The sequence below is a fragment of the Gemmiger sp. genome, assembly GCF_057431175.1.
In genome coordinates this window covers 1-14042 of the sequence record NZ_DBMDDV010000027.1, presented here as the reverse complement: position 1 = coordinate 14042, position 14042 = coordinate 1, and the positions used below count along the sequence as shown (strand labels likewise).

The 14042-nt window shown below is 57.8% G+C and carries 11 protein-coding genes and 2 riboswitches; of the genes, 1 reads left to right on the top strand and 10 read right to left on the bottom strand.

Annotated features, from left to right (window positions below; translation table 11 throughout):
* Position 1: 1 nt before the first annotated feature.
* The 5 genes from ACZO0A_RS09860 to ACZO0A_RS09840 all read right to left on the bottom strand — a co-directional run bounded on the left by ACZO0A_RS09860 (position 2) and on the right by ACZO0A_RS09840 (position 8256).
* Entirely contained in the window at positions 2-2611 is a 2610-nt protein-coding gene (locus tag ACZO0A_RS09860; RefSeq protein ID WP_302376825.1) for an ATP-dependent helicase, read from the bottom strand.
* Between the two features lie 169 nt (positions 2612-2780).
* Positions 2781-3839 carry a rod shape-determining protein gene (locus ACZO0A_RS09855; RefSeq protein WP_215694446.1) on the bottom strand — a complete coding sequence of 353 codons (1059 nt, stop codon included), beginning with the start codon at positions 3837-3839 and terminating at the stop codon, positions 2781-2783.
* Positions 3826-6072 (bottom strand): SF1B family DNA helicase RecD2, encoded by a 2247-nt coding sequence (gene recD2, locus ACZO0A_RS09850; protein ID WP_302376824.1) that lies wholly within the window; start codon positions 6070-6072, stop codon positions 3826-3828. Before recD2 ends, ACZO0A_RS09855 begins: the two co-directional genes overlap by 14 nt.
* 135 nt (positions 6073-6207) lie before the next feature.
* Complete coding sequence (gene metK, locus ACZO0A_RS09845) at positions 6208-7356, bottom strand: methionine adenosyltransferase (protein WP_215694442.1); 1149 nt, start codon at positions 7354-7356, stop codon at positions 6208-6210.
* Positions 7357-7441: 85 nt separating this feature from the next.
* A riboswitch (SAM riboswitch) is annotated at positions 7442-7540 on the bottom strand.
* Positions 7541-7659: 119 nt separating this feature from the next.
* Positions 7660-8256 (bottom strand): ECF transporter S component, encoded by a 597-nt coding sequence (locus ACZO0A_RS09840; protein WP_302376823.1) that lies wholly within the window; start codon positions 8254-8256, stop codon positions 7660-7662.
* Between the two features lie 129 nt (positions 8257-8385).
* A riboswitch (FMN riboswitch) is annotated at positions 8386-8524 on the bottom strand.
* An 85-nt stretch (positions 8525-8609) separates the two neighbouring features.
* On the opposite strand from ACZO0A_RS09840, the gene ACZO0A_RS09835 reads away from it, so the two are divergent.
* Positions 8610-9662, top strand: coding sequence for a mechanosensitive ion channel family protein (locus ACZO0A_RS09835; protein ID WP_302376822.1), 1053 nt, complete (start codon positions 8610-8612; stop codon positions 9660-9662).
* Positions 9663-9718: 56 nt separating this feature from the next.
* On the opposite strand, the gene ACZO0A_RS09830 is transcribed toward ACZO0A_RS09835, so the two are convergent.
* The 5 genes from ACZO0A_RS09830 to ACZO0A_RS09810 form a co-directional block, all read right to left on the bottom strand.
* Entirely contained in the window at positions 9719-10201 is a 483-nt protein-coding gene (locus tag ACZO0A_RS09830) for a hypothetical protein (RefSeq protein ID WP_302376821.1), read from the bottom strand.
* 9 nt (positions 10202-10210) lie between these two features.
* Complete coding sequence (locus tag ACZO0A_RS09825; RefSeq protein WP_291231848.1) at positions 10211-10732, bottom strand: hypothetical protein; 522 nt, start codon at positions 10730-10732, stop codon at positions 10211-10213.
* A gap of 45 nt (positions 10733-10777) precedes the next feature.
* On the bottom strand, positions 10778-12010 hold the full coding sequence (locus ACZO0A_RS09820) for a glutamate-cysteine ligase family protein (protein ID WP_291231847.1): 1233 nt from the start codon (positions 12008-12010) through the stop codon (positions 10778-10780).
* Positions 12011-12215: 205 nt separating this feature from the next.
* Positions 12216-13181 (bottom strand): P1 family peptidase, encoded by a 966-nt coding sequence (locus ACZO0A_RS09815; protein WP_302376820.1) that lies wholly within the window; start codon positions 13179-13181, stop codon positions 12216-12218.
* Positions 13182-13484: 303 nt separating this feature from the next.
* Positions 13485-13823 (bottom strand): hypothetical protein, encoded by a 339-nt coding sequence (locus ACZO0A_RS09810; protein WP_302376819.1) that lies wholly within the window; start codon positions 13821-13823, stop codon positions 13485-13487.
* Positions 13824-14042: the final 219 nt, after the last annotated feature.

Genomic DNA, 14042 nt, shown 5'->3' with positions numbered 1-14042 from the left:
ATCATTCCTCCACTTTTTTCAGCGGTGCATAGTTGGCCATCGTCTTTTTGACGCCGACGCGGTCGAACTGAATCTCAACGATGCAGTCCCCCGCAATGGGTGTGGCTTTCAGCACCTTGCCGCGGCCAAAGACGCGGTGGTCCACGATATCGCCGGGCGCATAACTGACGGTTTTTTTCACTTCCGGCTTTTTAGGGGCGGCACCGGGCGCACCCGCCAGTGTGGATGTACCTGCACCGGCCGGGGCGGTATTGCCGCCCGCGCGGCTGCGGCCATAGCCGGAGCCGAACCCGGTGGACTGTACTTGATGGCGGCCGCCGTAGGAGTTGGGGCTTTCGTGCCCGCCACTGACAAAGCCGCTGCTGTATCCGCCGCCGAAGCCACCGGGGTGGGCGTTATACTCGCTGTTGAGATACCCGCGCGACGCACCGGAGTAACCGCTGCGCCCGCCCGGGACATTGGTGCTGTATGTGCCGTACCCTGCACCGAAGCCGCCGCCATAGCCGGCAAGCTCGGGGCTTTGGCTCTCGTCCAGCAAGTCCGGGTCGATCTCGCTCAGGAAGGTGGACGGCGGGTTGCGCCGCGTCTGGCCGAAGATCATCCGCGTGCGGGAAGTAGACAGGTACAGTTCCTTTTTTGCGCGGGTGATGGCGACATAGCAAAGGCGGCGCTCCTCCTCCATGTCCTCCTCATTATACTTGGCCATATCACCGGGGAAGATGCCGTCCTCCATACCTACGACAAAAACGTAGGGGAACTCCAGGCCCTTGGCCGAGTGTATCGTCATCATTGTGACGCTGTCCGCGTCGTCGTCATAGCTGTCCAAGTCGGAGATCAGCGCGACTTCCTCCAAGAAGCCGGAGAGTGTCGCGTCCTCGCCGTTCTGATCGGCGTAGGTCTTGATGGAGCTGACGAGCTGACCCAGGTTCTCGCGCCGGGTCTCGCCCTCCTCCTTCATAGCTTTCAGCATGGCCTCGTAGCCGGTCTTGGCAATGACGTCGCCAACAAACACATCCAGCGGCTCACTAACCGAGAGGTCGCACAGCTCACGGTACATCTCGTAAAAGCGTTCCAGTGCGGCGGTGGCCCGCTGCAATTCGGGATACTCGCGCACATGGGCGATGACCTCCATCATCGGCACACCCTTACCGGCAGCCAGCTCACCGATCTTTTCAATCGTTGTTGCGCCAATTTTACGTGCCGGTTCGTTGATGATGCGGCGCAGGCGCACATCGTCGCGGGGGTTGACGATGACGGCCAGATAGCTGTTGATGTCCTTGACTTCCTTGCGGTCAAAGAAGCGCTGGCCGCCGACGATGCGGTACGGGATGCCCGCGCGGGCGAAGTAAGTCTCGATGGGGTTGGACTGGGCGTTCATGCGGTAGAGCACGGCGTGGTCTTTCAGGGAAGCACCCTCGCGCAGATGCTCGCCGATGATATCCGCGATATGGCTGGCCTCGTCCTGCTCATTGATGGCGGTATAGTGGTGGATTTTCTCGCCGTCGCCGCTCTCGGTCCACAGGGTCTTGCCCTTGCGGCCCATGTTGTTCTTAATGACGCTGTTGGCAGCATTCAGAATATTAGCGGTGGAGCGATAGTTTTGCTCCAGTCGAATTGTCTTGGCACCGGCAAAGACCTTCTCGAAGTTTAGAATATTTTCAATCGTTGCACCGCGGAATTTGTAGATAGACTGGTCATCGTCGCCGACGACGCAGACATTGTTCGTGCCGCCCGCCAGCAGACGCACCAGATGGAACTGCGCCACACTCGTGTCCTGATACTCGTCCACGACGACATAGCGGAAGCGGTTCTGGTAATATTCCCGCGCTTCTGCGTCATTTTTCAGCAGCTTGACCGTGTGGAAGATCAGGTCGTCAAAGTCCATTGCACCTGCGGTTTTCAGACGGTTTGCGTAGGTGGTATAGATTTTGGAGATCAGCTGCGCCTTGGTATTGGCAGGGATCTCGGCAGCCACTTCCTCAGCGGACATGAGCTTATCCTTATAGGAAGAAATCTGCCCGATGGCCGACTTGACCGGCAGGAATTTGTCGTCAATCATCAAATCTTTATAAATCTGCTTGATGACGCGCTGCTGGTCGTCCGAGTCGTAGATGGTAAAGCTTTTGGGAAAGCCGATGCGCTCGGCGTCACGGCGCAGCATCCGCACACAAGCAGAGTGAAAGGTCGACGCATTGACGTCGCCGCCCAGGGTGTCCCCCAGCATGGCGCGCAGGCGCTCTTTCAGCTCCCCCGCCGCCTTGTTCGTAAAGGTGATGGCAAGCACGTTCCAGGGGCGTGCCGGGCGCACGGCCAGATAGGCGGTCTCCCGGGGCAGATCACGGCCATTGGCGACGGCAGTGCGCAGGTCGTTGAGGTCAGCTTCGGTCACAGTGCGGGGCAGCTCACGGCTGCCGTGGGCCGAGCCAAAACGGATGATGTTGGCAATGCGGTTGACCAGCACGGTGGTTTTGCCGGAGCCTGCGCCCGCCAGAATCAGCAGCGGACCTTCGGTGGCAAAGACAGCCTGCCGCTGTACCGGGTTGAGCCGGGCAAAGCGGGCCTCGATATATTGATCGCGCAGGGCGAGATATTCAGCGGTGATGTCAGGCATGGGAAATCCTTTCGTGGGGTGTTCGCCCCCTTACTTTGTAGAAGCCGGGTATGCCCGGCCCTGCCGTGGAGGGAAAACGACTGCTTATGGAAAGGCCGAGAGCCGGGTATGCCCGGCCCCTACACGGCGGCGTTGTCTCCACAGAGGATATTTTTTATTATACCACACCTCACTCCGCGGTGAAAGGGTCGTGGGTGTGGTTCAGGCGGCGGTTCCAGCTTTTGGGCGTGGCATCGCGGAAACCTGCGGTCAGATATTTTCCTTCGCTCAAACTGATGGCCGTGCCGCGGGCAACGCAGTTCAATGGGTCGGGCGCAATGGCTACATCGGTGTGCAGCTCACCCGCAATATAACTTGCCAGCCCGCGCAGCAGCGAGCCGCCGCCGGTCAGCAGCACGCCGGTACTGGATACATCGGCTGCCAGTTCGGGCGGGGTGCTTTCCAGCACATTGCGGGCTGCCGTGGCAATGCGGGCGGCCAACTCCTGCACAGGCTCGTAAAGATCGCGGGTGTAGATGAGCCGCCGCGCGGGCAGGTTCGTCTCCCACGAATGGCCGCGCACCTCCATAACACCCTCAAACTCGCTGCGGGTGCAGCAGGCTACCTGCTTTTTCAGCTGTTCGGCAGTCAGCGGCCCAATGGCAATTTGATACTTTTCCTGGATATACTGGGCGATGCAGTTATCAAAGGCGTTGCCCGCCACAGGCAGGCTGGCGGCCTTGACCCGGCCGCCCATGCTGATGACGGCAATATCGGTGGAGCCACCGCCAATATCCACGACCATGCAGCCGTGGGGCTGGCGAATCTGCAGCCCGGCCCCCAGTGCGGCGGCTACAGGCTCATCCACCAAAAACACCTGCTTGGCTCCCGCCGCCATGACGGACTCCACAACGGCGTCCGCCTCAATGCCGGTGATGGCCGCCGGCACGCAGACCGCAATGCGCGGTTTGAAGATGCGGGAGCGGCAGACCTCATTGACGAACCGCACGATCAATTCGTTCGTCATGCGGTGATCCTGGATGATGCCATCCCGCAAAGGGCGTACCAGGTCGATATGGGCGGGCGCGCGGCCCACCATTTTCAGGGCTTCGTCCCCCACTGCAATGATGGAGTTGGTGCGGGTATCCACCGCGCCGATGGTCGGCTGGCGGAACACAACGCCCTGCTCCTCCGTTGCAATAATGATGGAGGTCGTCCCCAAGTCGATTCCGATGTCATATTGTTTCATGGGCTTTTTCCTCCGTCGGCGTGGCGGCATCCTTCAGCAAATAGCGCAATCCGCTGTACCGCATATTCTGGCGCACATTCTCCACCATAGCCTGCTCGGTGCGGGCCGTGCCGGTCAGCACACAGAGCTTGCGTGCACGGGTCACGCCGGTATACAAAAGGTTGCGGTAGCACAGCCTGGCGGGCACATCGGCCACCGGCAGCACCACGGCCGGGAACTCCGAGCCTTGGCTTTTGTGTACGGTCACAGCGTAGGCAGGTTCCAGTTCATTGAGCTGGTCGGCGGTGTAGGTGTACTTGCGGTCGTCCATCATCACGGTCACGGCGCGGGCATCCACATCCACAGCGGTGATGATGCCTAGGTCGCCATTGTACGCGCCGACGCCAGCCTCGGCACCGTCGCGCTCAAAGGTGATGTCGTAGTCGTTTTTCACCTGCATAACTTTGTCGCCCAGACGCAGAATTTTTGCACTTTCGGCGGTGCCGATCTGGGCGCGGCCCTTGGCAGGCGGGTTCAAAATTTCCTGCAATTTCTTGTTCAGCTCCACGCTGCCGGTAGGGCCGACTTTGGTCGGGCAAAGCACCTGAATGTCCTTGACCGGGTCAAAACCGTAGGCCTTGGGCAGGCGCTTACTGACCAGGTCGCAGACGAGCTTTTGGCAGGCAAGGCCGGTGGATTCGATCAAGAAGAAGTCATCTTTGGCCCCACCCTTCTGGGGCATCCGGCCCTCGACAATGCGGTGAGCGTTCTGGACAATGAGGCTTTGCTGCGCCTGGCGGAAGATATCCGTCAAGCGCACCGTAGGCACAACGCCCACGCGCAAAATCTCGCCCAGAATGTTGCCCGGGCCGACGCTGGGGAGCTGGTCGGCGTCTCCTACCATAATAATACGGCAGTGATACCGCGCCGCCGCCAGCAGCGCCTGGAATAGCTTGACGTCCACCATGCTCATCTCATCCAGGATGATGACATCATATTTTAAAAGGTTTTTTTCGTTATGGATAAAACGCACATTGCCGCTGCTGTAATCCACTTCCAGCAGGCGGTGGATGGTCGAAGCTGCGTGCCCGGTCAGTTCGCTCAACCGCTTGGCTGCGCGGCCTGTGGGGGCGCAGAGTGCCACGCGGTCATACAGGGCCTCGTACAGGCTCAAAATCGCGTTGACCGTCGTCGTCTTGCCGGTGCCGGGGCCGCCGGTCAGCACCATCACGCGGCTGGACAGTGCCAGCTTGATGGCCTGCTTTTGCAACGGCGCGTACTCAAAGCCTTGGGCCATTTCCAGCACGCGGATATCGGCGTCCAGCGTCTTGGGCACCTCGGTCGGGAAGGTGGACAGCTGCCCCAGCCGCGCGGCGATATCTTCCTCGGCACTGAGCAGGTCGGGCAGGTAGATGTACTCCACCCCGTCAAACGTGCGGGTGCGCAGTTCCTCGGCACTGAGCAGTTCATCCAGGCCCGCTTCGATTTCGTCGGGCGGCACGCGCAGAAACTTTGACGTGGAATCGAGCAGTTTATCCCTTGGCAGACAGGTGTGGCCGTTGCCCGCATTGTGGCGCAGCGCGTAGAGCAGTCCCGCCGCGACACGCAGGCGGCAGCCGGTTTCAAATTGCAGCGCGGCGGCAATGCCGTCCACCTGGCCGAATTTTAATTGCAGCGGCTCTCCACAGAGCAGATAGGGGTTCTGGGTCAATGCCTCGACGGTGTGCGGGCCAAAAGCGCGGTAGGCGGTCACGGCCTGCTGGGCTGTCAGGCCATAGCGGGCAAACCAGGCCACGACCTCCCGCACGCCGTACATCCGGCGGAACTCGTTGGAGATGATGGCGGCTTTCTGCTCATTGATGCCCTTGAGCTCACAGAGTTTTTGCGGGGTCTGGGCGATAACGTTGAGCGTATCTTCGCCGAATTTTGCCACCAGCTTTTTGGCGGTGGAAGGCCCGATGTAGGGCAGCACGCCGCTGGACAAGTAGCTTAAAATGGCGCTGGTATCCTCTGGCAGGCTGGCCTCGATAGTCTCGGCCTTGAACTGTTCGCCATAGCTGGGGTGATTGACCATATGGCCGTAGACGGTCACGGACATACCGTTATCCACGCCGCCCACGTTGCCCGCAACAACGACGTCGGTGCCGCCTGCATCGACCTCGAACACGGCATAGCCGGACTCGGCGTTTTCATAGATGACGTGCTCGACGACGCCTTCCAGCTTCATCAGCTGCTGGTTCTGTTTTTCAGCCATGGTCTGCCCCCTTTCCGCCAAAATCGCCGCACTTTCACAGATAAAGATATTATACCCCATATGGGGGCGTTTGGCAAATCCCCAAAACACAAAAAATGTCCCTGCACCGTTATGGCGCAGGGACAAAAATATTTTTTATTCAGCGACAGCAGCCTTCAAGGCGTCGGCGCGGTCGGTGCTCTCCCACTTCACGCCCAAGTCCTCACGGCCCATGTGACCGTAGGCAGCCAGCTGCCGGTAGATGGGCTTGCGCAGGTCAAGGTCGCGGATGATGGCAGCGGGGGTCAGGTCAAAGACCTTCTCGACAGCCTGCTCAATCTTCTCATCAGCCACCGTGCCGGTGCCGAAGGTATCGACCATGATGGAAACCGGCTTGGCAACGCCGATGGCATAGGCCAGCTCGACCTCACACTTGGTAGCCAGACCTGCGGCAACCACATTCTTGGCGACCCAGCGGGCAGCGTAAGCGGCGGAACGGTCGACCTTGCTGGGATCCTTGCCGCTGAAAGCACCGCCGCCGTGGCGAGCATAGCCGCCGTAGGTGTCAACGATAATCTTGCGGCCGGTCAGGCCGGAGTCGCCCTGCGGGCCGCCCACAACAAAGCGGCCGGTGGGGTTGATGTAATACTTGGTGTTCTCGTCCAGCAGCTCGGCGGGGATGACCTTCTCGATGACCTCGCGGCGGATGTCCTCATGCAGCTGCTCCTGGCTGACGTCGGGGCTGTGCTGACTGGAAATGACCACGGCGTCGATGCGGACCGGCTTGCCGTCGTTATACTCGACCGTGACCTGGCTCTTGCCGTCCGGGCGCAGATAATCCAGGGTGCCGTTCTTGCGGACCTCTGTCAGGCGCTTGGCCAGCTTGTGGGCCAGGCTGATGGGCAGCGGCATCAGTTCGGGCGTCTCGTTGCAGGCGTAGCCGAACATCATGCCCTGGTCGCCCGCACCGGCAACCTCATCGTTGGTGCCAAGGGCAATGTCCGGGCTCTGGCCGTCGATGTTGGTGATAACGCCGCAGGTATCGCAGTCGAAGCCGTACTTGGCACGGTCGTAGCCGATGGAGCGGATGACCTCGCGGGCGGTGCCGGGGATGTCAACGTAGCAGCTCGTGGTGATCTCGCCCATGATGTGGACAAGGCCGGTGGAGCAGGTCGTCTCGCACGCTACACGCGCACCGGGATCCTGGGCCAGGATGGCATCGAGGATGGCATCGGAAATCTGGTCGCAGATTTTGTCGGGATGCCCCTCGGTGACAGATTCGGACGTGAAAAGAACTTTGGACATGGGAAAAAGCCTCCTATAAAATATTCGGCAGAAACGCAACCCTGGAAACAAAAAAGCGCACAGCCGGAAAGACTGTGCGCGTAAACGCTTATCTTTCGGTTTCCCGCAGGACTTGGCACCTTGCGTTTGCACGCAGGTTGTCGGGCTTCATCGGGCCTGTTCCCTCAGCCGCTCTTGATAAGTTGCTATTCTGTTGTTGTGTAGTTAGTGTACCATAGACTTTAGGCAAAGTCAACGATAATTGGTTGTGCAGTTCGGCAGGTTTGCACAAAAGTGGGGCAGATTGCGTGGCGTGTGTGGTTTTTACTTTCTGCCATGCAAAATCGGCGACAGGGGCTTATAAATAAGGAAGCAGAGCACCGCATCCAGCAGGCCCTTAAAAAGGGTGAACGGCAGATTGAAGGTCAGCAGGCAGGCCAGCAGGCCATCCACGCTGGGATTGATAGCCTGGTACATCCCGATGATGGCCTCCAGCGGCAGGTGGTACATAACCACATAGGCCGGGTAAACGATGAAATAGTTGTACGGTACGCTGACGACGGCCATAGCCAGTGCGCCCATCCCTGCGCCGATGAGGGCACTTCGGCGGGTCTTGCTGCGCTTGTAGACAAAGCCCGCCACGCCGACGAACAGCGCACCCATGACGAAGTTGAACAGCTCACCGACAGCGGCCGTGCTGGTGCTGGGCAGCTTGATCAGGTTCTTGATCAGGCAGACCGCGATGCCGGACAGCGGGCCGTAGGCATAGGCCGCCAACAGGGCGGGCAGTTCGGATACATCCAGCTTGACGAAGGACGGCATGATGGGAATGGGAAATTCCAGGTACATCAATACGGCGGCGACAGCACCCAGCATGGCGGTACCGGTAAGTTTGCGGACATTGGTTGTAGAGTTTTGCATGAGATTTACCTCCCGAAAATAGTGTGAAAGTCAGCTCACGAACCCGGGAGGCTCTGCCCTGCCCTTTGCAAAAGAAAACGCCCTGCCGTACAAATATACAGCAGGGCGCAGAAAAGCAAAGCAGTCAGCTTTCCGTTTCTTTCATCCGGACTATACCGTCGGCCCCGGAATCGCACCGGGTCAGCGGCTGCCAAAACAGCCGGTCGCGGGCTTACGGCTTGCGCCGTTTACCGCCGGTGGGGAATCACACCCCGCCCTGAAACAGACTTTCTGTGCAATAGTATAGCACAGTTTTTGCAAAATGCAAGAGGGTGTGGTATAATCAGCGCAGAAACTTATGCGCGAGGTATCCTATGTTTGATTTTTCGTTTGATTTGGGCACGCTGGTTCCTTCTCTGGTGCTGGCGCTTCTGGCCGTTGTGCTGCCGATGCTCTTCTGCCGCATTGCCGATGGCTTTCTAAGGCGTACCAAGTCCCACATGGCATCGTGGCTGCACATTTTGCTGGAAAGTTACGTTTTTCCGCTTGCTATGATACTGCGTGTTTTTCTTTTCTTGCTGGCTATTTCCATGCTGCCATTTGTATTTGTCACAGATGCCAAATTCCAGAATGTATTGGATGTCGGCTCCGATCTGTTGGTCATCTTTTTTCTTGGGCTTGGCAGCTGGCGCGCTGCGCCGGTTTCCCGTTTGCTGCTGCACAGTGCGGAGAATCGTCTTGACTTGCAGACCCACCAAACAATGGGCCACTTTTTTGAGAATATCTTTCACGCGCTGGTCGTGGTGTTCACCGGCATTGCGGCGCTGGACCGCCTGGGTGTGCCGGTCAGCGGTCTGCTGACCGGTGCCGGGGTTGCCGGCCTCGCTGTTTCACTGGCTGCGCAGTCCACACTGTCCAACCTGATTGCCGGCATCACGCTTGTGCTGGAGCATCCTTTTGGTATTGGGGATTATGTGGTTTTCGGAGACTATGAAGGAACCGTCGAGGATATCTCCTTCCGCTCCACACGGATACGTACCCCGGATAATGTTGTTATTACGATAGAAAACTCGAAGGTTGCCGCCGAGTATATTCAAAACTGTGATTGCCGCACAAGCCGCCTGTGGAGTTTTACCATCGGCCTTACCTATGATACCCCCCGCGAAAAGCTGGAACGTCTGACAACAGACTTGACAGGTCTGCTGCTTGCCCAGCCTGATGTGAAGGAAAACGGCGTAAGTGTCACGCTTGATAAATTCAATGATTACAGTATCGACCTGCTGTGCCGCGTGTACATAACTAAAACTTCTCTGCGCGATTATTTGCAGGTCAAGAACCGCCTGAACCTGCTGATTCTTGATAAAGTCCGCGCAGACGACTGCGAGTTTGCTTTCCCCACCACGACGCTGGATATGCCAAAATCTTAATGTATAAAATACCTGCCGCAAGTGACATCGTTCACTTCCCCTGCGGCAGGCATTTTTTATTGAATATCGTTTCTCCGGCTCACGACCAGATATTGATCCTCACCCTTATCCGTCGTGACCGTAAACTCAAAATTGTACGCGGTGTCCAGCTTGTAGGAGACATAGCCGTCGCCGTCGATGCGCACGTAATCCAGCTTTTCCTGCGGTGCCACGCGGTCGTAGTCCACATAGAGGTAGTCGCCGATGTTTTCAAGATAAATCAGCTTCACCTCGTCCGCCGTCACGCCGTAGAAGGTGACGACCGGTGCGCCCTCCGCCATGACAGCGGATATCTCGTGCAGGTTGTTGTAAAAGGCATCCTCCCGCGTCTGCGCGTAGTAGGCAGGGTCAAAGCTGATGTCATCGGTGTTGCTCAGTTCCATATGTACGCCGGTGGTGGGCAGGTCAGTCTGCCACACCGGGGTCATATCTGCTTTTTGCTGGCAGCCGCACAGCATAGCCGCCAGCACCACCGTCGCAGCGGCAGAGAAACACTTCATAAAAACCTCTCATTCGTATGGGTCGTAGGGCGGCGTCGGGAGTTCCTCACCCACCTTCAAAATGCGCGGGCAGAGGCCGGTCTCGGCCTCGACAAAGCCCATCAGCATTCCCATGTGCATATATAAGTGACGATACTGCGATAAAATCAACGTAAACCGTGTCCACTCGCAGTTCTCGGGCCGCTGCAATAAATCTTCGTCATGCAGCGAAGTCAGATAAATCGACAGTTTTGCCTTTATCGTGTAAAAATAGCCGTCCATGTCCCGGCGCGACAAGTGCGTGGCCGGGTAGATGTCCAACTCCTGCAAGTGCGGCGTGTGGACCGGCGGTTCTACAAAATCGTTGTCACGCGGGTTGATGAACCACTGATCCAGGTGGTGCAGCGTGTGGTACAAATGCTGCCACAGCGGTGCGCCGCCGTAACAGTGATCCCACAGTTCGTCGGGGATGCAGTCCATGACGTTCTGCATCTCCCACAGTGCTCGCACGGTCATCTCCCCGATGACCGCATGATACGATGTTTCCCGCACGGCACAGCCCCCTTTCAGGGGCTAGTATACCCGCAGCATCGTCGATTATTCGTTATAATTTTCCGTTTCACGGATGGTTTTCCGTTTCATGACCAGTGCCATGAAGGGATCCAGCAGGGCGCGTTCCTCCTGGGAGGGTGTGCGGCTGCGGGCCTGCATCAGCAGCCAAGTCAGCTCACTGCTGATGGGCTTACCGTAAGCCAGCGCGTTGAAGCCGTCCTTGCAGACCGCCAGCTTGGCCGTGGTGATATCCAACGTCGTGATGCCCGCGTAGTGCCGCAGCACGTTTTGCAGCGCGGCCGGGCTGCCGAACACCGATTTGACCAGTTGGGCGTAGGCCGCAATATAGCGCGGCGGCATACTGTCGGCGGCGCGGAGTTCAATGCGGGATTTGAGCCGCACATCGTAAAAGAAATTGGACAGGATTTGTGCGGCTTCCCTCTGGCTGAGGTGGGCGGCGTACAGCTCCGGGGCTGTCTTACTGCCCACAGCCTTTACCCTGCCGGTGCGCCAAGCGGTAATTTGCGGCTTGGTCAGCACATTCTCCGCATAGCGGGCAAAGCCGAAGTCCGGGTCCATCAGGTGCGGCACAACGCCGCAGCGGTCGTGGTCCACATCCTGCCAGATACGCGTGCGCACACTGCACATGGAATTGCGGCTGCCCTGGTAGATGGGCGCATTGTCGCAGAGCAGCGCAAAGAATGGTGTAAGCAGGCTGGCCACACGCATTTTGCGCACAAAATCCATCTCATCAAAATAGTCAATCGAGAGCAGTGTCGCCGCTGTACCGCGCATCACCTGCGTTCCACAGGAGCCTGTATTTTTGAAATACCGGTCCATGGCTTCATCCCGGGTGCGCGGCACCAGGGGCAGGGCCTCGGCGCGGGTGGTGGGGTGGCAGCCCAGCGCCCAGGCACGCAGGCCATGCGCCGCCAGCGCCAGCCCCATTTGCAGATACAGGCGGTTGTACAGGTCCATCATGTCCTGCACGTCCCGCTGCGGGGCCAGCGTCAGGCAGAGCTGGCACGCAGGCCCCACCGTGACCGACGCGGCCAGGCCGCTGTACCCCATGTAGGTGCCGTCTACGATGATTGGCGCGTCGGCCTGCTGCTGCATATCCTGCATGGCTGCCTGCACGGCAGCAAAGTCCGCCGCGCGGCCATCTGAACAGGTGATGAAGTGCTCCACTTCCAGCACAAGCGAAAGTCTACCGTCAGCCTCGCAATCCGCCGTGAAGTAGCCCGCCATGGTCTTGATTTGTTCATCCAGCTTTGCCATAAAAGTGATGGTTCTCCCCTGTCGATCCTCGTGTTGGATTTATTATACCGCGAAATCGGGCGGTGTGCAATGGCTGCGGGAGAGCGGGTTTTCTCTATTCCGTGTATATCTACCATGTACGGTGGCCAGTCTCCTGGCCACCGTTGGCATCGCCCTGTTGTAGAGGCTACGTCCCAGACGCCCCGCCTTACGTCGGTAATTTATCTTATAGATCCCGCGCTGCCGGGAATCCGTAGGCTCCCTCAGCCGCCTGCACGCCGCGCAGAATTGCTTTAGCCATCACCCGGGCCGCCAGCGCACCCACTGCATCCTGGTCAGCTGCCACATCCCCCAGCGAGACTGCGTAGATGCTGTCCCCATCTGCCGAGGTATGCACCGGGCGGATGGTGCGGGCGTAACCGTCGTGCGCCATGCCTGCAATCTTGCACAGCCGTGTTTTGTCAAATCTGGCGTTGGTAAATACCACGCCAATCGTTGTATTGCCGACGAATTTATTCTCCTGTACGTCGATTTTTTCCAGCATCAACTGTTCGGAGTCTAGGAAAGTCTTGCCATCGTCTGCCCGCAAACCTGCGACCTTGCAGCCGTTTTCGTAGTCATAAATGTCGCCTGCCGCGTTCACGGCCACAACCGCACCGACTTTCAGCGGGCCGACCTGCACGGCATAACTGCCGATGCCGGATTTCATGCAGTGATCCATGCCCAGCAGCTTGCCCACAGTCGCGCCGGTGCCTGCACCGTAGTTGCCGTCGCAATAGTTGCCGCCGTTCTCGGCATTGGCACAGGCTTGGTACGCCATGGCGACATCGGGCCGGGTGCGGGCATCCGCCACGGTCAAATCGAAGAGGTCTGCCTGACAGACAAGTGGCACTTTCGTCACACCTACGTCATAACCGATATTGCGTTCTTCCAGATAGCGCATTACGCCGCCCGCGGCGTCCAGTCCGAACGCGCTGCCCCCCGCCAGCACAATGGCGTGGATGACCTGCGCCGCCGCCGGCGGTTTGAGCAGCTCGCTCTCCCGCGAAGCAGGCCCGCCGCCGCGAACATCCAGTCCCGCCGGGGCACCGTCTTTGCCCAGCAGGAACACCGTGCACCCGGTCCCCGCTGCTGCGTTCTCTGCCTGGCCGATCTGGAGATTGTCAAAGGATGTGATGGAGATTTCTTTCATGGTCGTGCCTTCTTTCCGCTTTTATTTTATTGTACATCATCCGCCCCAGCCGCGCAACAAAAATTCCCGCCGGGCGGGCACCCGGCGGGTAGAGGAATCATTCAAACTCGGTAAGTTTTGGCTTTTACTAAACATATATGTTTAGTATTTTGTGGCTATTTTCATTACTATTTCCCTAGATTCATGGCGTGTCCTGTTTTTACTGATTTTTTAGTATCAAAATAGTATCATTCAATTGGGTCATGCAAGGTGGGTTCAATATCCAAATCGAAATTGATTGCTTTCAGATAGCGCCGCTCTACATCAGCCACCTACTTGCTGCCTACGGTGATAATGCAGCAGCAAATCTTCCTCACTGCAATCGTTCTGATTATCGGAATCCTCGCTGTCATACAAGCGCCATACAGACACATTCTCCATAAACCACGGCTGCTTTTTCAGTGTGTTGACCACTTTGCCAAAGTGCCCATAATCGCGGGCGTTGCCGCTGTCACGATAAAGCAAAGCGCCGGAGGCATTTTCCACTTTACGCAGCTGCATCTGGGCAAATGCAGACTCAATGGTACGGTTGATAGCAGACATGGTGTAGCGCTGTTCCGCCAGAATCTTATCTGCGTTCATTTCGATTTTCATCATCAGCATAGGGAAAACGCCTCCTTGTGTTTATATAGTACCGCATAGACAGAGAAACTGCAAAGCCATCTCAAACAATTTCCTTGTTTTTCTTTTAAAGGTGGCCGATAGAATAACATCCATTTCTGCAAGGGGCAATGCCTTACTTCAGTTCGCTTATTTGTTTGCACAGGGCATCAATTTTAGCCTTCAAAAAAGCAATTCTATCTTTTATTAGTGCTTTGTTAC

Excerpts from the sequence above, each read along its gene's own strand:
- ACZO0A_RS09860 (WP_302376825.1), bottom strand. The coding sequence starts at position 2,611 with ATGCCTGACATCACCGCTGAATATCTCGCCCTGCGCGATCAATATATC.
- ACZO0A_RS09855 (WP_215694446.1), bottom strand. The coding sequence starts at position 3,839 with ATGAAACAATATGACATCGGAATCGACTTGGGGACGACCTCCATCATT.
- recD2 (WP_302376824.1), bottom strand. The coding sequence starts at position 6,072 with ATGGCTGAAAAACAGAACCAGCAGCTGATGAAGCTGGAAGGCGTCGTC.
- metK (WP_215694442.1), bottom strand. The coding sequence starts at position 7,356 with ATGTCCAAAGTTCTTTTCACGTCCGAATCTGTCACCGAGGGGCATCCC.
- ACZO0A_RS09840 (WP_302376823.1), bottom strand. The coding sequence starts at position 8,256 with ATGCAAAACTCTACAACCAATGTCCGCAAACTTACCGGTACCGCCATG.
- ACZO0A_RS09835 (WP_302376822.1), top strand. The coding sequence starts at position 8,610 with ATGTTTGATTTTTCGTTTGATTTGGGCACGCTGGTTCCTTCTCTGGTG.
- ACZO0A_RS09830 (WP_302376821.1), bottom strand. The coding sequence starts at position 10,201 with ATGAAGTGTTTCTCTGCCGCTGCGACGGTGGTGCTGGCGGCTATGCTG.
- ACZO0A_RS09820 (WP_291231847.1), bottom strand. The coding sequence starts at position 12,010 with ATGGCAAAGCTGGATGAACAAATCAAGACCATGGCGGGCTACTTCACG.
- ACZO0A_RS09815 (WP_302376820.1), bottom strand. The coding sequence starts at position 13,181 with ATGAAAGAAATCTCCATCACATCCTTTGACAATCTCCAGATCGGCCAG.
- ACZO0A_RS09810 (WP_302376819.1), bottom strand. The coding sequence starts at position 13,823 with ATGCTGATGATGAAAATCGAAATGAACGCAGATAAGATTCTGGCGGAA.